The organism is Mesorhizobium mediterraneum, from assembly GCF_002284565.1.
Lineage (GTDB): Bacteria > Pseudomonadota > Alphaproteobacteria > Rhizobiales > Rhizobiaceae > Mesorhizobium > Mesorhizobium mediterraneum.
This window is the reverse complement of record NZ_NPKI01000001.1, coordinates 38,068-60,467: the sequence shown is the minus strand read 5'-3', so window position 1 is coordinate 60,467 and position 22,400 is coordinate 38,068. Positions and strand designations below refer to the sequence as shown.

Sequence of the window (22,400 nt, the reverse complement as noted above, 5' to 3'; positions counted from 1 at the left end):
TTTGCGGATCGTGAGCAGCGATTTCGGACCTGCAACCGCAATCAGGCTGACACAAGTTATGGATCTTGTGCCGTGACAAATTGTTGAGCCACTTACGCAGTCCGCTCAATTCTGGTCGATCGTCGCAGGTCTTCGTCTAGCCGAGCTGCATTGCTGAAAATTTCGATGAGTTGTTTGGCCGCAGCTAAGCCCCGGATCATGCAGTCGCCCTGCAACACAGCCTCAAGATAAACGAGCGATCGCCCCATCCGGATGTCTTCAACAATCCTGTAAACATGCGTCCAACTGGCCTTTTGCTTATCGTGCTCAGGCTGCGGCTGGCGATGAGCGACAACATATATGTTAGACCACTCTGATCGGCCAAACCGCTTTTTCCAGTAACAGGAGCCCACATAGTGAATCTCGTCACAGGATTGGGTCACCAGTGGCGGATCGGACTTACTATCCCCTTGCATCACTCTACTCCAAGCATGTGAGCAGACTGACGCGTGGCGGGATCCGTTTGGTTGCCGGTTCGGCCACATCCTTCCTGGCGGAAGCGCCACCTTGCTCGGTCAGCAGGTTGGCGTTGGACGTCAGTCCAACTCTTGATGTCGGCGATTGTTTAGCGTGGCCTTTAGTTGTTTGCAAGCTTTAGGTAATTTGCAGAGAACCTTCACCCTCTGGCTCATTTGCGGCCTTGTCGCAAACTCGTTCTACTTCTCAAAACGGTCGGCCGTTGCACCAGTTCAGGCGTCACTGAATCAACGGCTTAGCGCGCCTAGGCCGGTGTGGACGGATTTAACAGGACGCGAAATTTCGCTCGTCTTCTCGCATCATTTCAGACCGCAGTGAGCAACCTTTCGGAGGTCCTGGACGCTTCGGCCGACAACTCGGCTGTCTACAGGATGCCTTGTTCAAGTCGAGGGAGCCAGACGCCAACCAAGAGATTGTCAATGTGCCGGATCTCGCCGATGCCGAATGTCGTCTTGCGTCCTACCGCTCCCGCGACGGCGGTGAGTTCGCCTTCGTCGGCGAGCTTGCCGAGAAGAGACGACAGCTCGCGGAGGTGGAGAAGTCGCTCGCGCTGGATGTCGAGGGACAGGCCCAGCGCGACGCAACGCCGGTTCCCCACGAGTGCTTCCGCGAGACTGGCTCGATAGCGCTGTCCCGGTGTTCTTCGATTTTGCCGACACGGACCCGATCCGGCCCCGCACTGGCGTCGAGCGGCGCCTGTTGTGGGGATTAATGCCGGGACGCGCCGACGGGCATGCCGTCATTGTCGCTCTGGACCGGCAGCGTCTCGTCCTTGCGGCACGCACCAGACCGCAGATCGTTGCAGCCCAAAAGATCGTCCGCACGCTCGATGCCCGTTTTCGAGCAGCGCGTGTGCAGGCGATGATCGAGGCGCGTCGGTATTCCTCTGTGCCGGCTTGGCGCCGGCGGCGGCCGCGTCGCCGCACCGCTCGGTTCTAGCTCCCATCCTCTGGGGAGGAAAGAAGCAAAGAGGAAAGGGGTAAGAATGGCCCGCTCGCAGATCGGGCGGGCCGCTGACGCTGGCGCTCAACCGCGCCGCTCGCGATCCCGGCCGATCGCTCTGCGCAGGGCTCAAGAGCCCCGCTTGATCTGCCCGGCAGGGATGCTCGGCCGCAGTTGCACCGGCCCGTCCGCTCCGCGGCCCGGGGGACGTCTTCGGGAAGAAGACGAGGAAGGACCCGCGAACGGCGGTGTCCGCAAACCCGTTGAAGGAGCATCTCCATGGAACTGAAGTTTGTCGATCCGCGTGCGCTGAAGGATAACCCGGACAAGGCGCGACGCTCGAAATCCAGCCCGCAGGCCGACGCGCTGCTGCTGGCTACCATTCGCGCCGTCGGCATCGTGCAGTCACCTGTCGTGGCGCCGGAAGCGGATGGCGGCAACGGCTATGTCATTGATGCCGGACATCGTCGTGTGAGGCAGGCGATTGCCGCGGGTTTGGAAGAAATCGCCGTGCTGGTGATCGAGCGCGCCGCGGATGGTGGTGCAATGCGGTCGCTGGCCGAGACGCTGGCGCATGAGCAGCTCAATCCTGTCGACCAATGGCGCGCGATTGAGCGGCTGGTCGCGCTCGGCTGGACCGAGGAAGCGATCGCCCTCGCTTTAGCGCTTCCCGTCCGCCAGATCAGGAAGCTCCGCCTGCTCGCCAACGTTCTGCCGGCCATGTTGGACCAGATGGCCAAGGGCGACATGCCCAACGAGCAACAGTTGCGCACCATCGCGTCGGCTTCGCTTGATGAGCAGAAGGAGGTCTGGAAGAAGCACAAGCCGTCCAAGACCGATCCCCAGGTGTCGTGGTGGAGCGTGGCGCAGGGCCTGACGAAGCGCCGCATGTACGCGCGGGACGCCAGCTTCGGTGACGATCTCGCTCAGGCCTACGGCATTGCCTGGGGCGAGGACCTGTTCGCTCCGGCCGACGAGGACAGCCGCTATACGACGGATGTCGAGGCCTTCCTTGGCGCTCAGCAGGAGTGGATGGCAAACACTCTGCCCAAGCGCGGCGTGATCGTGGAAGCAGGTCAGTGGGGCGAGCCGAAGCTGCCGCCCAAGGCGGAGCGTGTGTACGGTAAGCCGTCGAAGTCCGATCACACCGCCATGTATCTCGACCGCGACGGCAAGGTGCAGTCGGTCGCGTACCGCATGCCGGCGGCCAAAAACCCCAAGGGCAGGAATGGCGCGGATGTTGAGGCCGATGGCGATGATATCGTCGTTGCGGCAAAGCCGCGTCCGGACGTGACGCGCAAAGACATAGAGATGATCGGCGACCTGCGTACCGACGCGCTGCACGAGGCGCTGTCGCGCGCACCGATCGAGGACGACACGCTGATGGCGCTGCTCGTTCTCGCCTTCGCCGGCCAGAATGTGACAGTTGCATCTGGTGCCCGCGACATCTCCTGTTACGGGGCCGCAGGCCTCGGCGAACATGCCGCGCGCCTGTTCGACCAGGAGGGCAGGCTCGCGTTCGAGATGGACACGCTGCGCATTGCCGTGCGGTCCTTGCTGATCGATGTTCTGTCCTGCAGGGAGAATCGCTCGGACAGCGGCGTTGTCGCTCGTGTCGCCGGCGACATCATCGTCGCCGACAACTTCTTAGCCAACATGGGGACGGAGGACTTCCTGTCATGCCTGTCGCGGCAGGCATTGGAAGCCGCCTGCGCGGATACATCCGTCCTGCCCCGTCAAAAGGTCAAGGACACCCGTGCGGCCCTGGTCGAGCATTTCAAGGAAGGCCGCTTCGTCCACCCGTCGGCGCTGTTTGCGCCCACCCCGGAAAAGCTGACCTCCTGGCTGAAGATGAACGAGGCCAGGCAACAGCCTGAGGACGACGGCACGCCGGCGGACCAGGACGAGCTCGACGGCGATGCGATCGTCGAGCCGCCGCACGACTATGCCGGCGACGATGACGCTGAAGGCTTCCGCGAGGCCGCCGAGTAGCAGCGCGCGCCTTCTTCCTTCCGATCGCATTACCGCCGCCGGTGACCTCACCGGCGGCGGTTTCGTATTCACCCCAAACACCGGAGACCCATCATGTCGGCTCAATTGATCTATGACCTCGTTCCACTCGGTTCGATCGTAACTTATCGCGATGGAACACCACGCCCGCCCGAGCGGCATCGCAAGAAGCTCGCCGCCTGGGAGAACCGCAACAGCGGCGGCCGGCTTATCCGCAAGCAGGCTGAAACCCGCGTCGGCAACACCACGCTGCCGGCGTCCATTACCCTGCACAAGGGTGACTACGGCAGTCAGGGCACCATCGTCCTGCGCGTTCACCAAAGCTTTTCGGTGAACAGCGATCTCAACTTCGCGGTCAAGGAGCCGCCCGCTATCGGCTCGGTCCTGGTGCTCGACCGCGACGGCGAAGACGCCGAACTGGTCTATCTCGCCAGCCATCGTGCTGATGCCGAGGAATGGCTGACGCAGCACGGCTATCCGCGAGCTGTTCTGCAAGAGGTGACGGCCGACGCCGTGGCCGCGGATACCGTCGAGGGGAGGGCGGCGGCATGAGCGCGGCCACTCCCCGAATACGAGACGACGAGGCCCCCGGTAATCCGGGGGTTTGTTTTGGCCGCAGCGCCAACGGTTATCCCGTTGCGCTTGTCGGTGAAACGGCGTTCGCCATGGTTCCGGCCCGGAACGGGCGGTACTATTTTGTCACGGGGTGGCGTATCCGCCGGCCCATGGCCGAATGGACGCGCAGCGATTTCTACGGCCATGCCGGCGAGCTTGCCGACGAGGCGGCGTTTCGCGCGCATGTCGAAGAGAACGCTCTCCACCAGCAGCAGCGCGTCGCGCTCGGCCGTCGCGAAATCCATTCCCGCGCCCACACGCCATGGGGAACGTCGCAGGGAGCGACCGTCTATGCCGAGGGCGTCGTGGCTCACTCAACTGCAGGCCATGGCGGGTTCCATCTTTCGGCGGAACGAAATCGCAAAGTCCATGACATGCTCCGTGCCGATGGCGGCTGGTATGAAGAGGACTGCCATTGGGCGGCCGTCGCCCAAGCCTTTCCGCAGCTCTTCACGGACTTCGAGAAGGCGTGTGCGGAAAAGACGATCCGCGACTGGTATCCGGAGGCCTGGGAGGCGATCCACGGGAGGGTGCTCGAACCCGGCCAATCCGCGAAAAACGACGAGCGGGCATTTTTCGAGAAGCATACCGATGACTGGGTCGTGGTGTCGGCGATCCGTTGCGAGCACCAGGCCGGTTCCACCGAGGTTATCGCGACCCCCGGCGGCAAGCGTGGACCGGGCACGGAGGAACGTCGCTTTCTCGTTCCGACTGACCAATACCATGTCGGCCGCTTTGGATTCTTCATCGATGTTGCGCGCCATCGTGTCTGTGGCGGGCCATCGAGCTTCATGGATTGGCAGGGGAGGGACACATAATGTCTGTCCCCGATCGCCGCGCGCAGCTCTTTCGCATGGAGGAGGCACGGCGCCAGACACAGCGCCAGCTTGATATGATCGACCGGCAGATCATAAGGCGGATGACGGCGATTATTCCGCAGCTCAAGCCCCAGCGTACCGGCCACCGACGCCTAAAGCCTGCCGATGCCAGGACATTTCTGGAACGGTATCGATCGAACCTTGCCGCGATCACACAGGAAAGGCAGCACGAGATCGATGCGCTATCGCGCAAACTGGCAAGGCAGGACGCTGCAATCGAGGTGCTGCGTGCAAGACTGCCACCGGACCTGAGGCGCGCCTGATACTGCGGCCTGCTCAGCGCCTGCGTACGAATTCGGTTCGCAACACCAGCCCCTTGATCGCGTCATGCCGGCAGTCGATTTCGTCGGGATTGTCGGTGAGGCGGATCGACTTGATCACCGTGCCCTGCTTCAGGCTCTGCCCAGCGCCTTTGACCTTGAGGTCCTTGATGAGGGCGACGGAGGCGCCGTCGTCCAGCACCTTGCCGGCGCACTTCGATGCTTCCGGCAGAAGCTGCAATGGCAGCCATCTCCGACGCTGGTCGCCATTCCCCTGTCGCTCATCATAGACGTAGTCGTCGTTCTGATCTGTCATTGCCGCGGCATTAAATACAGTGCGTTGTCAGTTCGACGTGGGAGCAGGCCGAAGATCTGATCCGCAGCAGCGGACCGGCGCACTCCGATACCGGCAGGAGCCGAAGTTCAACGCCGTCCCTCGCGCAGCCTGGCGGGAGGCGGATCGTGTGGCGGCGGGAATCAAACAGTTGATTTCCTCCCGCATGCCAATGTCCGAATTCATCCCTGGCCGGTCTTTCCGGCGGGTTTGCCGCGGTCTGAACCGGCGGCTGGCCCCTTCAAGGCCGCTATCGCGCCGCGGAGCGGCCGGAACCCGCCGATCTCGGCAAGGCAGGCCCGCGGCCTGCGCAGGGACCAGTGAAGGACTGGCCCCCCGCTTTTCCGCAAGCCGACCTCGCTCGCCTGGCAGGTCCCGGACCCTGAAGCGTCCAGCTTCCGCCGGTTCCTTTCGACCGCACCCGCAGGGAAGACCGGCAAGGGCCGGATCACCTGAAGGGCATCGCTAGAAAGGAAAGCTCAATGTCCAGTTCGACCCGCTCCACCAGGACCAAGGCCCGCGTCGTCCAGCTCCGCAAGGGCACGACACTCGAAATGGTCCGGCTCTGCTGCCCGGACGGCCATCAGGCCACGCTCATCTCCGAAAGCTTCGGCCTCCCCGTCCTCGACAGCGACGGCATCCGCGAATTCCACGAGCGCAGCCTGATCGATGGCGCCGACACACTTTCCGAGGGACTTTCCGACAAGGCGATGCAGATCCACCTGCAGAGGATCGTCGGCTCCTACGTCGGCTCCGCCTATGGAGCAGGCCAGTTCTACTCGAAGGCCGTCACCGAGGCCAAGGACGCCACAGCCAGGCTTGCCAACGACACCCGCGACGAGGACCTCGACGGTCCTGTCGGTTTCGACAGCAAGGCACAGCGCAAACGCGAGTTCGCCGCCGACATGGGCCTTCAAGCCCACGCGTTGCGCATGGCGGCCGAGGGCGCCGTCGCCGCCTACGAGCACATCGTCGGCGAGAGCTGGAGGCCCTACGAGCGACAGGTCGAGAACCCCGGCCAGGGCGTCAGCCGGCAGGCGGCCGATCTGCAGATGGCGGCTCTGGGCTAACTGCCACCGGGCGGAGCTTCGGCTCCGCCCGGCCTTCTTCGTACGGCGGGTTTTGCGATAAACTCATAACGTAGCAAGTCCCAGGATTAGCGCGGCTCTTGAGCTTTGCTCCACAGGGACAAGCCGCCAACGCAGACCGCAATGGCGGAGCCGCACGCCATGTAGAGGGTTGCCTCGGAGGCTCCGGGCACCATTGTCGGCAGCAGATATATGGCAAGGCCAAACCCACTCGTAAGCAGGGTCGTGAAGGCTTGCGGCTTGCACGCGGCCGATCATCGTGGTGTCCACGACTGTCAGAAGATGGCCATTGGCTGCCGCTCGGGCCACGTTCCAGAGCATGCCGGCCACGCAATAAAGAACCACGGCGACTGCCGGACTTGTAGCCAGGGAGAACAGAATCAGGGAGGCGCCCGCCGCAATCAGGATTGTGGGCGTAAGGTTTCGGAGGCGTTCGGCAATTGATGGAATGCCGACAACCGCCAATGCGACCATCCCAGCGACAGCGGCTGTCATCTCGAGCAGTCCGAACAGTTCGCTGTCTCCGCTGAGTGATCGGGTCACAAAACCTGGAAGGAGCAGATTGGTGATCTGGATCACGGCAAAGGCCAGGCCGACAGTTACCGCCGCCGAGAGGCTGTATGGATTGTTGAGCAAATAGCTCAGGGCCTGCCTCGAAGCGGGAATGAGGCTGAGCCGCTGCGACGATTGAACATTGCCGGCATGCGACGTGATCATCTTCAGCATGGGAAGACAGGCCAGCGCCACCAGTGCGAACAACAGGGCAGACATGGGACTGCCGAGCCTGTCGATGGCAAGTCCGGCAGCACCTGTTCCGATCGCTATGCCAGCCTGGTTAAAGAGGGAGAGCCGAAGGGCGAATCCCATGCGCTGGGCTTCTGGGACAATCGCCTGCAAAATGCCACTCAGCGATCCCGCCAAAAGCGCGAACCCGAAGGCTCCCAATACGCCGGAAACGATGAGAAGCACTGGCGACAGAGATTCTGCGACAATTCCGGTGGCAGCGAGAAGGAACAGCCCCAAGGCCCTGATCATCTGCCCTGCCACCGTGACGGTCCGCCGATCGTGCCGATCGACCAGATGACCCGCGACCGGCGCAAGCAACAGACCCGCCACACTGGATGAAAGCAGCACCAGTCCCACCAGCCGAGAGCCGCCACCATGGAAAGCTATCCAGGCAGGCAGAACGATTCCGACACCCACGATAAAGAAAGAAGCGGACGAAAATGCAATGAATAGCGGTCGTTCAAAAGCTCTCACGCGGTATCCAGCCTGATCAACATTGCTGCGCCCGGCACCCGATTCGGTAGCAGGCCCCCTGGGCCTAAAAGCAATAAATGAGAAAAAGCAGGCAGACCACCTGATGCGGCCGTGCCAACCGCGGTCAGTCACGAATGTTGGTCCTGCTCCGGTCCTCGTTCCGCGAAACGGCTTCGCCGTCCTCCACTAACGTTGCGGCCCTCAAGCGACGTGTCCCTTCCTTCCGATTGCTCTTCTGCGGGTTCGCGGGCCTGCGGTCCTGCGCTGTCGGACCTCGTGACGGCCGCGATTGGCGCGGCCTCGAATGGAGGTCCGGAAAATGGACAGGAAGAGCAACAAATCCCGCGTCGATATCTACGCGAAGATCACCGACCGCATCGTCGCGGAGCTGGAAAAGGGCGTGCGTCCGTGGGTGAAGCCGTGGAGCGCGGCGAACACCACGGGGCGTATCACGCGCCCGCTGCGCCACAATGGACTGCCGTATCAGGGGATCAATACCCTGCTTCTCTGGTCGGAGGCGGTTTCGAGGGGTTTTGTTTCCCCGACCTGGATGACGTTCAAGCAGAGCGTCGAGCTGGGCGGTCATGTCCGCAAAGGCGAGACCGGATCGATGGTTGTCTATGCCAGCCGCATCGTGCGCACCGAAACCGATGCCTATGGCGAAGAGGTCGAGCGCGGGGTCCCGTTCCTCAAGGCCTATACGGTGTTTTGTGCCGACCAGATCGACGGCTTGCCCGCGCAGTACTACGGCAATCCCGCGCCGGTGTCCGATCCGGTGGAGCGGATCGAACATGCGGATGCCTTCTTCGCAAATACCGGGGCCGTCATCCGCCACGGTGGCGACAAGGCGTATTTCAATCCGGCTCTCGATATTGTGCAAATGCCGCCGTTCGAGAGTTTCCGCGACAGGCCCGGCTACTATGCGACCCTCGGACACGAAATGACCCATTGGGTCGGGTCGGAAAAGCGGCTTGATCGCAACCTCTCCCGTTACCACAAGGATCGCGAGTTCCGGGCCCACGAAGAGCTCGTGGCCGACCTCGGCGGCTGCTTTTTAGCAGCTGACCTCGGCATCGTGCCAGAGCTCGAGCCGCGGCCTGACCATGCCAGCTACCTGGCAAGCTGGCTCGAAATCCTCAGGAACGAGAAGCGATTCATCTTTGCCGCGGCGGCCCATGCCCAGCGTGCGGTCAACTATCTGCATGATCTCCAACCGAATGCGACACAGATCACGGAGGCTGCGTGATGTTCCATTCTCCAATCGTTGCCGGGGGTGGCGTGGAGCCATCCCCCATCCGCCTTCGTGTGCTCAGCCTCGGGGCAGGGGTCCAGTCCACCACGCTCGCGCTGATGGCCGCCCATGGGCATTTCGGCCCGTTGGATTGTGCGATCTTCGCCGATACCGGCTGGGAGCCTGCCGCAGTCTACGAGCATCTTCGCTGGCTGATGTCGCCGGACGTCCTGCCGTTCCCGGTGCATATCGTGTCGGCCCGCAATCTTCGGGAGAGCCTGATTGCTGCTGGCAACGGCAAGAGATGGGCGTCGATCCCGGCTTTCACCCGCACCGTCGACCGCCGCGGCAATGTCTCGATCGGCATGATACGGCGACAATGCACCACCACCAGCAAGATCGAACCGATCCGCCGCAAGGTGCGGGAACTGGCTGGTCTCACGCGCAAACGCTCCCCGACATATCCCGTCGTTCACCAGTGGCTGGGCATCTCGATGGACGAGGTGGTGCGCATGAAGCCGAGCCGGGCAGCGTGGCAACTCAACCGCTTTCCCCTCATCGAGAGCCGCATGACCCGAAAGGACTGTCTCGCTTGGCTGAAAAGCCATGGCTATCCGAAACCGCCGAAGAGCGCGTGCATCGGCTGCCCCTTCCACAGTGACGCCATGTGGCGATCCATGCGGAACAACGACCGGGCGGCATGGGACGATGCGGTGGAGGTGGATCGGGCGATCCGCACCGGCCTGCGTGGCATACGCGGCGAGGTCTTCCTGCATCGCTCCGGCGTTCCCCTCGATGAAGCCGATTTGTCTACAGCGGCCGACCACGGCCAGCTCGACCTCTGGCCGAATGAATGCGAGGGCATGTGCGGTCTGTAATGGTCCCGCCTGGCACGCGTCGGTGGCTTCAGCACACCGGCGCCCCGTAGCCGGCCGAAGCGGCCGCCGTGGCACCGGTCAGTTCCGGTAGTAGCCCGGCGGGCCGGGTCAGATCAGCCGGCCCGTGCCGACGTCCAGCCTAGATGGGTATTTCCATGACCGTGTAGCGGCCATCCATCTTGAAGGGGCGGACGCCGGACCCGGACTTTCGCCATTCGGCCGGTCGTCCTTTGACCGGATAGGAGGCGGCGGTGGCGTCCCTTTCCGGTTGGACGGTCTGTCGTTATGCGATCGCGCCTGACGGGGAGGGGTTTTTGATGGCGCCTCACCGTGGCTACGGTTGTGGTGATCATGCCGGGTTCGCCTGTCGTCTGGCCGCGGTTTCATGGAAGGGCGCACCACCTGCGTCCTCGATGTGGCTGGTCTGACCGAAGGCCGTCTTCGCTTCGCTACGCCTCGTTCTCAAACCCGCAACAGCCGGTCGCGACTTTCTTCCCCTGACGGCTACGCCGCCATTCCGCGCGGAACAAGAAAGCCTCGCCCTGGCTGCCCTCCACTGCGTTGCGTCCCCTGCGGGGTGCGGGCCGATCGCCTCCGGTCTGTCGACCGCCATCGAGGTCGCGATGGTCGCGGCCCGAGAAACTCACGGAGACGACATCATGGCTACCATCGGCACCTTCACTTCCTCGGGCAACGGTTTTGCGGGCACGATCAAGACGCTCAACCTCAACGTCAAGGCCAAGCTGGTTCGCATCGAGAGCCCCTCCGACAAGGGCCCGCACTTCCGCATCTTCTCGGGCAATGTCGAGCTGGGTGCGGCCTGGCAGAAGGTCTCCAGGGAAACCGAGCGCGACTACCTCTCGGTCAAGCTGGACGACCCGAGCTTCCCCGCTCCGATCTACGCCACCCTGATCGAGGTGGAGGGCGAGGAAGGCCTGCAGCTGATCTGGTCTCGCCCCAACCGGGACTGATCGCCTCGACGAGGGCTCCGCCGCAAGGCGGGGCCTTCGGCCTTTCCGAGCGGGCGCCGGCAGGCAGAAGGAGCAAGAAATCTCGCCGCCTGCATCCGAGATGACCATCTGGCCCCGACGGGAGGCCTCATGACCGGCGTGGTCCTGCTGCCACGCCTCGGCCGCCGGTTGGGCTGCTAGGCGTGGGGCTGTTGGCGGCGGCGCTCATTGCGCTGGCCTTCCTGCGCGACTTCTGGCCGCTCTTTGCGGCGCGCCTGGTTCTGGGCTGCGGTGCGGGTCTCATGTTCATCGTCGCCGAAACGGCGCTGAACACTGCCGCAGCGCCAGAGCGGCGCGGCCGGATCACGGGGGTCTACACCGCTGCCAGCGCCCTTGGTTTCGTGTTCGGTCCGGCTCTGATCGCGCTGATGCCCGACCGTCCCGCCGCGCTTCTCCTCGGCTGCGCCGCGATAGCGCTGATGGCGCTGATCCCTTTCGCCGCGGAGAAACGGCGGGTGAGCCGCGCGGTCGCGCCGGGATCGGCGCGCCACATCCTGCCCGCGATCGCAGCCTTTCCCTTGGCCTTCGGCTTTCTCTTCATCGCGTCGATGGTTGATGCTGTCGCCATCAGCCTCATGCCGGTCATCATGCTCGATCGCGGTTGACGTCTCGCAGGCGGCGCTGCTCGCCATCATGGGACGCTGATCGCTGATCGGGCAAGCCTGCGAAACGCGTTGCGGCCAGACAAGGGCGGCAGCGGGCCACCGCTTTTCATCACCCTCTGGACGAGGCGTCCACTCATCGGCCTTCATCAAATTTGCAACGATTGACTTCAATTCGACCGTTGAAGCGGCGGCCGGTCTGATCCCGTCGGAGGAACAAGGGCTGCGGCCCCCTCCCATGCCCGTGTGAAAATCGCTGCCTCCCCGCAATTATCGTCACTGCACAAATCGGCCTTGGACCAGATACCGATAACCAACTTCGCTCATCCAGCGCGCGCGGGCCAAATGGCTATCATAGATGCGTTTGGCGCGTTCCGGGTGGGCATCGACATCGAACCCAAAAATGATCTCGACAGCCTCCCGCCAGGCGGCCCCGTCCCGCGCTGCGTCGAAGAGGCGCAGATAAGTGATCCTGTGGCGCCAGTCGTAATCGGTTATCGCGTCGACATTCGGGGGGCTGTCTTCGTAAGGGGGTATCTCGGGCATGGTCTTATCGTGAAGCGGTGCATTGCCGGGTGAGCAAAGGTGCCACAGGGCTGAATGAGAATGAACCCCCTGTGCTCTTCCTTGTTCGCCGAGGCTCGCTCTGGGCTGGACCGATATCTGCGAGTTCATCGATGATTCATGGCGTTGGCATTGGCTTGTCGCAACGGTTCTACGAAAGCCTCGTTGCACCTATTCTCCAACAGCATTTTCCCAAACTGCCCCATGCGGCGGCCAGGATTGGCCTCGGGTCAGAAGTGCTTGGCTACCGCACTGATATGTCCGCAGACCACGACTACGGTCCATGCGTGCAGATCTTTCACCCGAAGCGGAATTTTCCGAGACAGCCCGGGAGATAATGCGGATCCTGGACCTCAGCTTGCCCGATAGATTCGACGGCTGGTCAGTTCGCTACCCCACCAATGTCCGTCCGTCCGCTGCAGATGCCCGAGAAGGTCTGCTGGGATCAGAACACGGCGTTGAACTATATACATTGTCGGCTTGGTGCGATCGCTTTCTCGGGAGGCAGTTTACAGCTGACATCACCACGCACGATTGGCTTTCCTATCCCGAGCAATTGTTTTTGACCGTGACGGCTGGTGCGGTGTTTCGAGACGAGATCGGCGAACTAAGTGCTCTTAGGGATCGCCTTTGCTACTTCCCACCTGTGTGGCTTTACAAGCTCGCGGCCCAGTGGGGACGCGTCGCCGAGGAACGCGCCTATATCGGTCGAACCGGGAATGCCGGTGACGAGATTGGCTCCCGCGTAATCGCCGCGCGCATGGTCGGAAATATCATGCGGCTCGCCATGCTGGTCGAGCGCCGCTATGCGCCCTATCCCAAATGGTTTGGCGCCGCCTTTGCCCGATTGCCCTGCGCACCCGAACTCAGGGAGACTCTCGAGCAAATCCTGTCAGCTCCGGACTGGCCGAAGCGTGAAGCCGGACTCTTCGACGCTTGCTGGTTCATCGCCGAGCTGCAAATGGCAAGAGGCGTGCCCTGCGCGATTGCTCCATCTGTCGGGTCGCTTCACAACCGACCGTTCCGGTTTGTCGATTCCCTGCAGATCGGCAATGCGCTTCGATCTGCCATAGCGGATGATGAATTGCGAGAACTGCCGGAATTTGGGGCGGCCGACCAGTTCATCAGCAGCAATTTCGTTCTCGCCGTCCCGAAATTCTCGAGAGCAGCGGTAACTGCCTTGCTGGATTTAAAGGCGGAACTCAAGTAACCAACGCAAGCATTGATCTAATCTTGCCCGAACGGCTTGGTCCGCTTCGGGCTCGATCGCGTGGTTCACGGCATGTGCTGCCAAATGGGCGCAAATAGTCCTCAGGCTTCCGGCGGCTGGGCATCGCGGTAGCCCCTTCGCCTCTTGCTCCGCTCGAGGCGGACCAGTGCGCTGTCCGCCTCTTCCGACTGATCGAATGTCTGCACCATCGACTGGCCGTTCGTTCCGATGCGGCCCCAGTTGCGGATGACCGAAGCGCCTCCGAACAGCGTTGGCTGGATCGCCAGCACATAGAAGCGCCGCATGTTTTGTGTCGGGTCGATGCGGCGCAGATGCACGGGTCCCGTTTCCTTGCTCGACATGGCGCGACTCTCGCTCCCTTCGGAAGCGCCGTCCAACGACTTTCCTGAATCGATCCCTGCCGACCGATTCACGCTGCTGATGCGTCAGTCGCACCAGTTCCGCCGGCCGCCGTCCCACCGGCGTGCAAGGCCCTCTGCGATCAATGTCTCGCCGATCGATCGCCCGTTCCTGGTCACGGTTCGCAGCTTTCGCCCATGTCGATCCTCGTCACGCCAGCCGGCCACCAATGAGAACTTTCCTGCATTCAGCAATTCCCGCAACCTGCGCTTGGCCGTCTCGCCCTGTACCCGCTCTGCCTCGCAACGGGGCGGGCTCAGCTCCGGCGTGTCGATATCGGCAATCCTGATCTTCACACCCTGATGCCAGAACGTGTCGCCATCCACCACGCAGGTCACGCGGGGACCATCGCCGCAAATCGGAAACGAAGCCGAAAGCAAGTCCTGTCGCGGCGCCGAGACTAGGGCCGCCACACCCTCGATCCCGCCCGCTTGGCTGAGCTGGTAAGCGCCAAATGCCGCCGCCGCGACGAGTGCGCCGACGACCAACTTCGCAATCGCCGATCCGATTTTCCGACGCGACGATTTCCTCCGATAGACGGACTGTTTCCCGCGCGGCGTCTTCGGCTGCCCGAATCGCAGTCTTTTCTTCTGCCGGAGTCTGACGACGGTTTTCAGAGGGCATGCCTCCCTGCTTGGCTTCCGAGGTTTTCGCAGGATACGGTTTCGATGGTCTTTACGGGCATCGTTCAACTTCCCCGCATCTCAGGGGCCAGAAATGGCCACCTGGGCTGAATCGGATTTGGGCGAGCCGCCTACGGCGGACGGCTCTACTCGCGCCGAAAAAAAGGCGGCGCTCACCGAACCCGCTAAAACGGTTTCGGCGCGTTCGCGTGACGATCCTCTCGCAGCAGGCGTGACGTTCGGGACGAGGGAAGCCTGATCGGCGTTGGGCAAATCAGCCACTGTCACCGCCTTCGCTCCGATGGAACCGGTTGGTTCCGACGCAGGCCTTCATGTCGTCGCGGCGAAACCAGATCGCGCGCCCGCAGCGCAGCGGCGGGTTGCCCGCGGTGAACACGATCTGCTCGTCGGCCCGCATGCGCATGACCTCATGCGGCAGGATCAGCGGCCGGCGGTTGAGTTGCTTGGATCGCGATCGCGACGATCCCTTCATTCCGGAGGAGCGGTTTGTCTGGTCGACCTCGACCGTCGTGTCGCCGCAACGCTTCGAAAGATACTCCGCCGTCTCCGGATCGTTGATCGCCGCGAACGAGATCCAGGATGCGGACTCGAACCATTTCGAGCTGGCGTCGCGGCCGCCATAGGCCTCTCGCATCTGGCCGATCGACTGAAAGATCAGCGTCAGGCTGATGCCGTATTTACGCCCCGCGTCGCGCGCGGTTTCGAGGATGCGCAGATAGCTAAGTCGCGCGACCTCGTCGAGCAGGAACAGGGTTTTGCCGGCGACCTCGCCATTGCGGTTATAGATCGCATTGAGGAACGAACCGATTACCACCCGCGCCAGCCCCGGATGGGCTTCCAGCACCTTCAGATCGAGCGCGATGAAGATATCCGTACGGCCGCCCGCGAGCTCGTCGGTTGAGAAGCCGTCGCCCGAGACGAGGGCGGCATAGTTCGGATAGGAGAGCCAGTGCGTCTCCTTCACCGCATTCGCATAGACGCCGCTGAAGGTCTCCGGCGTCATGTTGACGAAGACCGCGACGTTCTCGCGCACGAAGGCGGATTCCGATTGCTCGTAAATCCGCGTCAGCCGCTCGCGCAGCTTCGGCTCAGGCTCGGAGAGATTGGCGCGGACACGGCGCAGCGTCTGGTCCTTCTTTTCCGTATGCCCTGACAGGCAGACGTCGGCGATCAGAGCAGTCAGGAGCTGCATGGCCGAGGCGCGGAAAAAGTCGTCGCGCGCCGAGGCGGCGCGGGCATTGTCGGTCATGATCCATGTCGCGACCGCGACGATGTCTTCTTCCCGCGTTGCCCCGAATCGGCCGATCCAGTCGAGAGCGTTGAAGCCGGTCGCGGGGCTGGAAGGATCGAGCACGATCACCTTCCGACCGGCCCTGCGCCGGTGATCGACGACCATCGGCGCGACCTCGCTCGACGGATCGAGCACGATAAGACCGCCGCCCCATTTGAGCGCGGTCGGAATTGTCACCGACGTCGTCTTGAAACCGCCGGAGCCGGCGAAGACGATGCCATGCGATGAGCCGAACGACCCGTCGAAGCAAAGTAGCGGAGCTTTGCCGCCCACACCCCATGTCTCCCGTGCGTCGGCCCGGAACGACATGCCGGCCACGCTGTCGCGGTCGACACGATAGCGCTCGCCGATCACGATGCCGCCCGCATCCGCAAACATCCTGGCGGCCTCGGTCATGCCCATCCAGTTTGCCTCCCCATGGACCGCGCGCTTGCCATGGATGCGACGCGGAGCAGGCCTCGCGAAGGCGGCATTGCCCTTCACGGCAACGCGCAGCGCGAACACGCCGGCGACAAATGCGGCGAAGGCGCCGATCGTCGTCGCCGGGTCCGCATATGCGAAGACGGACCGGCCCGCTGGGACATTGCCGGCAATACCTGCAAGGCGGACCGCCTCACGCATCAATGCGATCAGGATCGTCGCCACGCTGCCCGCAACCACGCCCCATCCCGCCGCCTTGATGTTCGCCGCGCCGCTGGCCGCGAACAGGAAGATCACGCCGATCGCGGCCGCCGTCACATAGGGCAAAGTGAGACCGATGCGTCCGAGCATCAGCTTTGCCTGAGCGGTCTTGCCGAAGGCTGCGAGCCAGTGCTCGATGCCCGGCATGAGGATGGTCACCCCGACCATCATCATCGCCGGGATCAGGGCGAGGGCGATCCTATTCGCCGTCACGGCCGAAGGCCTCCGCGCCGATTGCGGTCAGGCGCGAGCGCTCCGCATCGTCGCCGTTGATGCGTGCCGCCGCGTCGATCAGCAGGCCGAGCAGCAGCGCCCGCTTCTCGTAACGGAGACCAGCTTTCGCAATCAGGCCGCCCAGCTCGATCTTCTCGCGCGTATCCTTTTTTCGTGCGTCGGCCGCTTGGCTCCGGCGCATTCGCTCAAGCCTCGCTAGCGCTGCCCGCAGCCGCGCCAGTTGCGACCGTCGCGGGCGGAGCGCCTGCACTCCTGCCCTCACCGGTGTTTCTCTTTCCGGTCGCAGCTCCCTTGCCTCCGCGAAAGCGCCCGGCGATTTCCTCGAACGCCGCCTGAAGCGTGGCCTCCTCGATCTCGATCTCGCCGAGTCCGGCTTTCAACGCGATCCGGCCGATGCGCTCGGCCTCGCGCGTCTCGGCCTGCTTGAGCTGGTCCTGCAGGCGGGCGATTTCTTCACGTATCTTTGATGACGGCTTCTTCATTCCGGTCGCGTCTCCCAAAAGTCTTGTGGCGTTTGTTTCGCCGCAAGACTTTCTCAAAAGCACGTCCGGAGGAACGTGCAGATTTGCACGTCGGCAAGGCCGACACTTTGGAGGATCATCCGGCCGTTCCGAAGGAGCGGCATCCAAGGGCGCAATTATACGTCGCTGGCGCGACGTGTTGCGTTGAGGCCTGACACGGCCCGCCGCTCCCGACGAACGAGGTTCGCATTCGGGAGTTTTCGTCGCCGTGGCCATCGCCCACTTCTCCGTCAGCATCGTCAGCCGCGGCGACGGCCGCAGCGCGGTGCTGTCAGCGGCCTACCGGCACTGCGCGAAGATGGACTACGAACGCGAGGCCCGGACGATCGACTATTCGCGCAAGCACGGCCTGGTGCATGAGGAGTTCTTGCTACCGGCCGATGCGCCGCAATGGGCGCGCAAGCTGATCGCGGACCGGTCCACCGCCGGAGCCGCGGAGGCCTTCTGGAACAAGGTCGAGGCCTTCGAGAAGCGTGTCGACGCGCAGCTTGCCAAGGACCTCACCATCGCCCTGCCGCTGGAGCTCTCAGTCGAACAGAATATCGCGCTCGTCCGAGACTTCGTGGAAAAGCACATCCTGTCGAAGGGTATGGTTGCCGACTGGGTCTACCACGACAATCCGGGCAATCCGCACATCCATCTGATGACGACGCTGCGGCCGCTCACCGAGGACGGTTTTGGCGCCAAGAAGGTCGCGGTCACCGGCGACGATGGGCAGCCGCTGCGAATCAACAGTGGCAAGATCGTTTACGAGCTATGGGCCGGCGGCACGCAAGAGTTTAACGCCTTTCGCGATGGCTGGTTCGAACGGCAGAACCATCATCTCGCGCTCAACGGGGTCGCGCTACAGGTTGATGGCCGCGCCTACGAAAAGCAGGGCATCGAGCTCGTGCCGACGATCCATGTCGGCGTTGGCGCCAAGGCGATCCAGCGCAAGGCAACAGCGGAAGGATGGAAGCCGTCGCTGGAGAGGCTTGACCTGCAGGAGGCGCGGAAGGCTGAGAACCTGCGCCGCATTCAGGCCCGTCCGGAGATCGTGCTCGATCTCGTTACCCGCGAGAAGAGCGTCTTCGATGAACGCGATATCGCGAAGGTGCTGCATCGCTATGTCGACGATCCGGCAGTGTTTCAGCAGCTCCTTGCGCGCATCATCCAGCGCCCGGAGGTGTTGCGCCTGCAGCGCGACACGGTGGCCTTTGCAACCGGAGAAAGGATGCCCGCACGCTACACTTTGCGGGATCTGATCCGGCTCGAAGCCGGGATGGCGCGGCGGGCGATCTGGCTTTCCGGTCATGAGACCCACGGCGTTCCGCAGAGGCTACTGGAAGCGACCTTTGCCCGGCATGCCCGCCTGTCGGACGAGCAGCGAACCGCCATCGACCATGTCGCCGGTTCCGCCCGCATCGCGGCTGTCGTCGGCCGCGCCGGCGCCGGCAAGACCACCATGATGAAGGCCGCCCGCGAGGCATGGGAAATTGCCGGGTACCGGGTGGTGGGTGCTGCGCTTGCCGGCAAGGCGGCAGAGGGTCTGGAGAAGGAAGCAGGGATCGCCAGCCGCACTCTGGCGTCGTGGGAGCTACGCTGGGAAAAGGGCCGGGACACGCTCGATGCCAAGACGGTGTTCGTCATGGACGAGGCCGGCATGGTCGCCTCGAAGCAGATGGCCGGCTTCGTCGAGGCCGTCGTCAGGGCAGGCGCCAAGCTCGTTCTGGTCGGCGATCCGGAGCAACTGCAGCCGATCGAGGCGGGCGCGGCTTTCCGCGCCATCGTCGACCGCATCGGCTATGCTGAGCTCGAAACGATCTATCGCCAGCGCGAGGACTGGATGCGTAAGGCCTCCCTCGATCTGGCGCGCGGCCGTGTCGACCAGGCGCTTGCCGCTTATCGCTCGCAGGGCAGGGTGCTCGGTTCGGAGCTGAAGGCTGAGGCTGTCGAGAACCTGGTCGCCGATTGGAACCGCGACTACGATCCGGCGAAGTCCACGCTGATTCTCGCGCATCTGCGCCGCGACGTGCGCATGCTCAACGAGCTCGCGCGCAAGAAGCTGGTTGAGCGCAGCATCCTCAGTGCGGGCCACGGTTTCAGGACCGCCGACGGCATCCGCCATTTCGGAGCCGGCGACCAGATCGTCTTCCTGAAAAACGAGGGCTCGCTCGGCGTGAAGAACGGCATGATCGGCCGCGTCGTCGAAGCCGCGCCGAACCGTATCGTGGTCATGGTCGGGGAGGGCGATCAGCGCCGCCAGGTGACGGTCGAGCAGCGTTTCTACAACAACCTTGACCATGGCTATGCCACCACCATTCACAAGTCCCAGGGTGCCACCGTCGATCGGGTGAAGGTGCTCGCCTCCCTGTCGCTCGATCGCCATTTGACCTATGTCGCGATGTCCCGTCACCGCGAGGATCTGCACCTCTATTATGGCCGCCGCTCCTTCGCCTTCAATGGCGGTCTGTCGAAAATCCTGTCGCGTCGGAACGCTAAGGAAACCACTCTCGATTACGATCGCGGCACGCTCTACCGCCAGGCGCTTCGCTTCGCCGAGAACCGCGGCCTCCACATTGTCCAGGTCGCCCGAACGATGCTGCGTGACCGGCTTGACTGGACGCTGCGCCAGGGATCGAGGCTCGCCGATCTGGCGATCCGCCTTCGTGCGGCCGGCGAGCGCCTCGGCCTGCTGCAAACTCCGACAATGCGAACGAAAAAGGAGTCCCGCCCGATGGTTGCCGGCGTGAAGCTGTTCCCGATACCCTTAAGCGACGCCGTCGAGCAGAAGCTCGCGGACGATCCCGCCCTCAAGAAACAGTGGGAGGAGGTCTCGACGCGATTCCGTTACGTCTTCGCCGATCCCGAGACCGCCTTCCGGACGATGAACTTCGACGCGGTCCTTGCCGACAGACAAGCGGCATCGCAGACGCTTCAGAAACTCACTATAAATCCGGTATCGATCGGCTCGCTCAACGGCAAGACCGGTCTTCTCGCCAGCAAAGCCGACCGCGAAGCCCGCCGCGTCGCCGACGTCAACGTGCCGGCGCTGAAGCACGACATCGAGCGCTATCTTCAGATGCGTGAGAGCGCCCTGCAGCGGATCGAGGGCGAGGAGAAGACGCTGCGGCAGCGTGTGTCGATCGACATTCCGGCGCTGTCGCCTGCCGCGCGGAGCGTGCTGGAACGGGTGCGCGACGCGATCGACCGCAACGATCTTCCCGCAGCCCTGGGATACGTGCTCAGCAATCGCGAGGCCAAACTCGAGGTGGACGGATTCAACAAGGCGGTGGCGGAACGGTTCGGCGAACGCACGCTGCTGACCAACGCCGCGCGCAATCCGGCAGGTCAGCTCTTCGACAAGCTCGCCGAAGGGCTCCAGCCCCAGGAAAAGGAACGGCTGAAGGAGGCATGGCCGGTGATGCGAACCGCGCAGCAGCTCGCGGCACGCGAGCGCACTGCCGCAACGCTGAAGCAGGCCGACGACTTGGCGCTCTCGCAGCGCCAGACCCCGGTGATGAAGCAATGACGGGGCGCGGTGTCACGGTGTTCCTTGCCGCGACCGGCAGCGTCGTCGGTGCTCTTGCAGTGATCGGTTTTATCGGCGGCTTTCGACTGAATCTCACGCCGAGCGAGCCGCTCGGTATCTGGCGCATCGAGACGCTTCATCGACCCGCCATTGTCGGGGATCTCGTGTTCATCTGCCCTCCGGCCGAGGCGCAGTTCGAGAAAGCACGGCAGCGCGGTTATCTCCGGCGCGGCGTCTGCGCCGGCGGCTTTGCCCCGCTCATCAAGAGTGTCGCAGCACTCCCCGGCCAGCGCGTCGACATCGACAAGGATGTCGAGATCGACGGCGAGGTGCTTGGCTCGTCCCGGGTCCGCAAGACGGACGGGGAGGGCCGGGCGGTCGATCCCTATCCCGGAGGCACCGTGCCGCCGGGCCATCTCTATCTCCACTCATCCTTTGCGAGCTCCTATGACTCCCGATATTTTGGACCGGTACCGGATAGCGGCCTTCTCGGCCTCGCCCGGCCGGTCGTCTCCTTCGATCCGTAACCGCTGGCGTGGGCCGGTCCTGATCGTCTTGTCGATTGTGGTGGGCAAAGTCGGCTGGAGCGGAACTGTGCTGACCCTCCCGGTCGCGATGATCTTCCCGCTGCTCTGGGCGAAGTCGCCGTCGCGCGTGGTCGCGGCTGCCGTTTCGGGAGGCTATTTCCTCGCCGCCTCACGCGGCCTGCCGCAGGGTGTCGCGACCTTCTATGCCGCCGATCTCTGGCCTGGCCTCCTGCTGTGGGTGATGGCTTCGGCCTGCTTCGTCACCGTGCATGCGGCGCTCTGGACAAAGCATCCGGGGAAGGGAAGGGCGGTGCGGTATCTGGCGGCGGCGGTGCTGATGGGGCTGCCGCCCTTCGGCATCACCGGCTGGGCGCACCCTATGACGGCGGCGGGCGTGCTCTTTTCGGGATGGGGATGGTGGGGCCTTGCCGCAACTGCGGCCAGTATCGCTATGATGACATCGCGATACTGGCCGGCAGCTGTCATTGCCGTGGGAGGTTTTTGGCTCTGGTCCGCCGCAACGTGGACAGAACCTTCCCTACCGGACGGATGGAAGGGCGTCGATCTCAAACTGGGCCAGAGCCTCGGGCGTGACGGTTCGCTCGAGCATCACCGTGGCCTGATCGCAACGGTGCGCGCACGGCCAGCCGAGGGAAGCCGCGTCATCGTCCTTCCCGAGAGCGCGCTGGGCTTCTGGACGCCAACCGTCGCGCGTCTCTGGCAGGATGGACTGCGCGGATCGGACATCACCGTGATCGCCGGCGCGGCCGCGATCGACGCGGCCGGCTACGACAACGTCATGGTGGCGATCTCCGCCGACGTGGCGGGCATCCTCTATCGCGAACGCATGCCGGTCCCGGTCTCCATGTGGCAACCATGGCGGGCCTGGACGGGACAGGGCGAAGGCGCGCGAGCCCACTTGCTTGCCAATCCGGTCGTCGAACTCGCGGGCAGGAGGATCGCGCCGCTGATCTGCTACGAGCAGCTCATTCTCTGGCCGGCGCTCCAGTCGATGCTGCACGCCCCGGACATCATCGTGGCGACCGGCAACGGCTGGTGGACCGCCGGCACCTCGATCGTCGCCATCCAGCGGGGCAGTGCGGTCGCCTGGGCGAAGCTCTTCAACCGTCCATTGGTGCAGGCCTTCAACACATGAGCACAGGAGAAACCGGG

The 22,400-nt window shown here is 63.6% G+C and carries 21 protein-coding genes, 2 pseudogenes and 1 riboswitch; of the genes and pseudogenes, 14 read left to right on the top strand and 9 right to left on the bottom strand.

Features of this window, described 5'->3' with window-relative positions:
• Positions 1-492 precede the first annotated feature (492 nt).
• A riboswitch (SAM-I-IV-variant riboswitch) is annotated at positions 493-599 on the bottom strand.
• 281 nt (positions 600-880) lie between these two features.
• Positions 881-1,114 carry a hypothetical protein gene (locus CIT25_RS36075; protein ID WP_095482598.1) on the bottom strand — a complete coding sequence of 78 codons (234 nt, stop codon included), beginning with the start codon at positions 1,112-1,114 and terminating at the stop codon, positions 881-883.
• Between the two features lie 2 nt (positions 1,115-1,116).
• Between CIT25_RS36075 and CIT25_RS00335 the strand changes: the two genes are divergently transcribed.
• The 5 genes from CIT25_RS00335 to CIT25_RS00315 all read left to right on the top strand — a co-directional run bounded on the left by CIT25_RS00335 (position 1,117) and on the right by CIT25_RS00315 (position 5,224).
• On the top strand, positions 1,117-1,455 hold the full coding sequence (locus CIT25_RS00335; protein ID WP_095482597.1) for a hypothetical protein: 339 nt from the start codon (positions 1,117-1,119) through the stop codon (positions 1,453-1,455).
• A 282-nt stretch (positions 1,456-1,737) separates the two neighbouring features.
• Positions 1,738-3,450: a ParB N-terminal domain-containing protein gene (locus tag CIT25_RS00330; RefSeq protein WP_095482596.1), complete on the top strand. Its 1,713-nt coding sequence runs from the start codon at positions 1,738-1,740 to the stop codon at positions 3,448-3,450.
• A gap of 93 nt (positions 3,451-3,543) precedes the next feature.
• A complete protein-coding gene (locus CIT25_RS00325; RefSeq protein WP_095482595.1) occupies positions 3,544-4,020 on the top strand; it encodes a hypothetical protein in 477 nt (158 codons plus the stop codon).
• On the top strand, positions 4,017-4,901 hold the full coding sequence (locus CIT25_RS00320; RefSeq protein WP_095482594.1) for a DUF7007 domain-containing protein: 885 nt from the start codon (positions 4,017-4,019) through the stop codon (positions 4,899-4,901). The genes CIT25_RS00325 and CIT25_RS00320 overlap by 4 nt, the downstream gene beginning before the upstream one ends.
• Complete coding sequence (locus CIT25_RS00315) at positions 4,901-5,224, top strand: hypothetical protein (RefSeq protein WP_095482593.1); 324 nt, start codon at positions 4,901-4,903, stop codon at positions 5,222-5,224. Before CIT25_RS00320 ends, CIT25_RS00315 begins: the two co-directional genes overlap by 1 nt.
• A gap of 13 nt (positions 5,225-5,237) precedes the next feature.
• Here CIT25_RS00315 and CIT25_RS00310 read toward each other — a convergent pair.
• Positions 5,238-5,537, bottom strand: a pseudogene (locus CIT25_RS00310) (PhnA domain-containing protein).
• Positions 5,538-6,037: 500 nt separating this feature from the next.
• Here CIT25_RS00310 and CIT25_RS00300 point away from each other — a divergent pair.
• The gene (locus CIT25_RS00300) at positions 6,038-6,625 is read left to right on the top strand and encodes a hypothetical protein (protein ID WP_095482591.1); all 588 of its coding nucleotides are present in this window, start codon (positions 6,038-6,040) and stop codon (positions 6,623-6,625) included.
• Between the two features lie 63 nt (positions 6,626-6,688).
• Here the strand turns inward: CIT25_RS00300 and CIT25_RS00295 are convergent, their stop codons facing one another.
• Positions 6,689-7,903 carry an MFS transporter gene (locus CIT25_RS00295; protein WP_245329709.1) on the bottom strand — a complete coding sequence of 405 codons (1,215 nt, stop codon included), beginning with the start codon at positions 7,901-7,903 and terminating at the stop codon, positions 6,689-6,691.
• A gap of 319 nt (positions 7,904-8,222) precedes the next feature.
• Between CIT25_RS00295 and CIT25_RS00290 the strand changes: the two genes are divergently transcribed.
• From CIT25_RS00290 to CIT25_RS00275, 4 genes and pseudogenes are all read left to right on the top strand, one after another.
• Positions 8,223-9,149: an ArdC family protein gene (locus tag CIT25_RS00290; protein ID WP_095482613.1), complete on the top strand. Its 927-nt coding sequence runs from the start codon at positions 8,223-8,225 to the stop codon at positions 9,147-9,149.
• A complete protein-coding gene (locus CIT25_RS00285) occupies positions 9,149-10,012 on the top strand; it encodes an adenine nucleotide alpha hydrolase family protein (RefSeq protein ID WP_095482590.1) in 864 nt (287 codons plus the stop codon). Before CIT25_RS00290 ends, CIT25_RS00285 begins: the two co-directional genes overlap by 1 nt.
• 659 nt (positions 10,013-10,671) lie before the next feature.
• Positions 10,672-10,983, top strand: coding sequence for a DUF736 domain-containing protein (locus CIT25_RS00280; protein ID WP_095482589.1), 312 nt, complete (start codon positions 10,672-10,674; stop codon positions 10,981-10,983).
• Positions 10,984-11,150: 167 nt separating this feature from the next.
• Positions 11,151-11,627, top strand: a pseudogene (locus tag CIT25_RS00275) (MFS transporter); the annotation flags it as partial.
• A 273-nt stretch (positions 11,628-11,900) separates the two neighbouring features.
• On the opposite strand, the gene CIT25_RS00270 reads toward CIT25_RS00275, so the two are convergent.
• Positions 11,901-12,170, bottom strand: a complete 270-nt coding sequence (locus tag CIT25_RS00270) for a DNA -binding domain-containing protein (RefSeq protein WP_095482587.1) — start codon at positions 12,168-12,170, stop codon at positions 11,901-11,903.
• 301 nt (positions 12,171-12,471) lie between these two features.
• On the opposite strand from CIT25_RS00270, the gene CIT25_RS00265 reads away from it, so the two are divergent.
• Entirely contained in the window at positions 12,472-13,398 is a 927-nt protein-coding gene (locus CIT25_RS00265) for a DUF4037 domain-containing protein (protein ID WP_095482586.1), read from the top strand.
• Between the two features lie 101 nt (positions 13,399-13,499).
• Here the strand turns inward: CIT25_RS00265 and CIT25_RS00260 are convergent, their stop codons facing one another.
• The 5 genes from CIT25_RS00260 to traC form a co-directional block, all read right to left on the bottom strand.
• Positions 13,500-13,760, bottom strand: coding sequence for a WGR domain-containing protein (locus CIT25_RS00260; protein WP_095482585.1), 261 nt, complete (start codon positions 13,758-13,760; stop codon positions 13,500-13,502).
• An 84-nt stretch (positions 13,761-13,844) separates the two neighbouring features.
• On the bottom strand, positions 13,845-14,240 hold the full coding sequence (locus CIT25_RS00255) for a thermonuclease family protein (RefSeq protein ID WP_245329715.1): 396 nt from the start codon (positions 14,238-14,240) through the stop codon (positions 13,845-13,847).
• A 475-nt stretch (positions 14,241-14,715) separates the two neighbouring features.
• Positions 14,716-16,647, bottom strand: a complete 1,932-nt coding sequence (gene traG / locus CIT25_RS00250; protein WP_095482584.1) for a Ti-type conjugative transfer system protein TraG — start codon at positions 16,645-16,647, stop codon at positions 14,716-14,718.
• Positions 16,634-16,849 carry a type IV conjugative transfer system coupling protein TraD gene (gene traD / locus CIT25_RS00245; RefSeq protein WP_164895829.1) on the bottom strand — a complete coding sequence of 72 codons (216 nt, stop codon included), beginning with the start codon at positions 16,847-16,849 and terminating at the stop codon, positions 16,634-16,636. Before traD ends, traG begins: the two co-directional genes overlap by 14 nt.
• A 4-nt stretch (positions 16,850-16,853) precedes the next feature.
• On the bottom strand, positions 16,854-17,150 hold the full coding sequence (gene traC, locus CIT25_RS00240) for a conjugal transfer protein TraC (protein ID WP_095482583.1): 297 nt from the start codon (positions 17,148-17,150) through the stop codon (positions 16,854-16,856).
• A gap of 247 nt (positions 17,151-17,397) precedes the next feature.
• Between traC and traA the strand changes: the two genes are divergently transcribed.
• From traA to CIT25_RS00225, 3 genes are read left to right on the top strand one after another with little or no spacing between them, the layout of a single operon-like run.
• The gene (traA, locus tag CIT25_RS00235) at positions 17,398-20,700 is read left to right on the top strand and encodes a Ti-type conjugative transfer relaxase TraA (protein ID WP_095482582.1); all 3,303 of its coding nucleotides are present in this window, start codon (positions 17,398-17,400) and stop codon (positions 20,698-20,700) included.
• Complete coding sequence (traF, locus tag CIT25_RS00230; protein WP_095482581.1) at positions 20,697-21,227, top strand: conjugative transfer signal peptidase TraF; 531 nt, start codon at positions 20,697-20,699, stop codon at positions 21,225-21,227. The genes traA and traF overlap by 4 nt, the downstream gene beginning before the upstream one ends.
• Entirely contained in the window at positions 21,148-22,383 is a 1,236-nt protein-coding gene (locus tag CIT25_RS00225; RefSeq protein WP_095482580.1) for a conjugal transfer protein TraB, read from the top strand. Before traF ends, CIT25_RS00225 begins: the two co-directional genes overlap by 80 nt.
• Positions 22,384-22,400 lie beyond the last annotated feature (17 nt).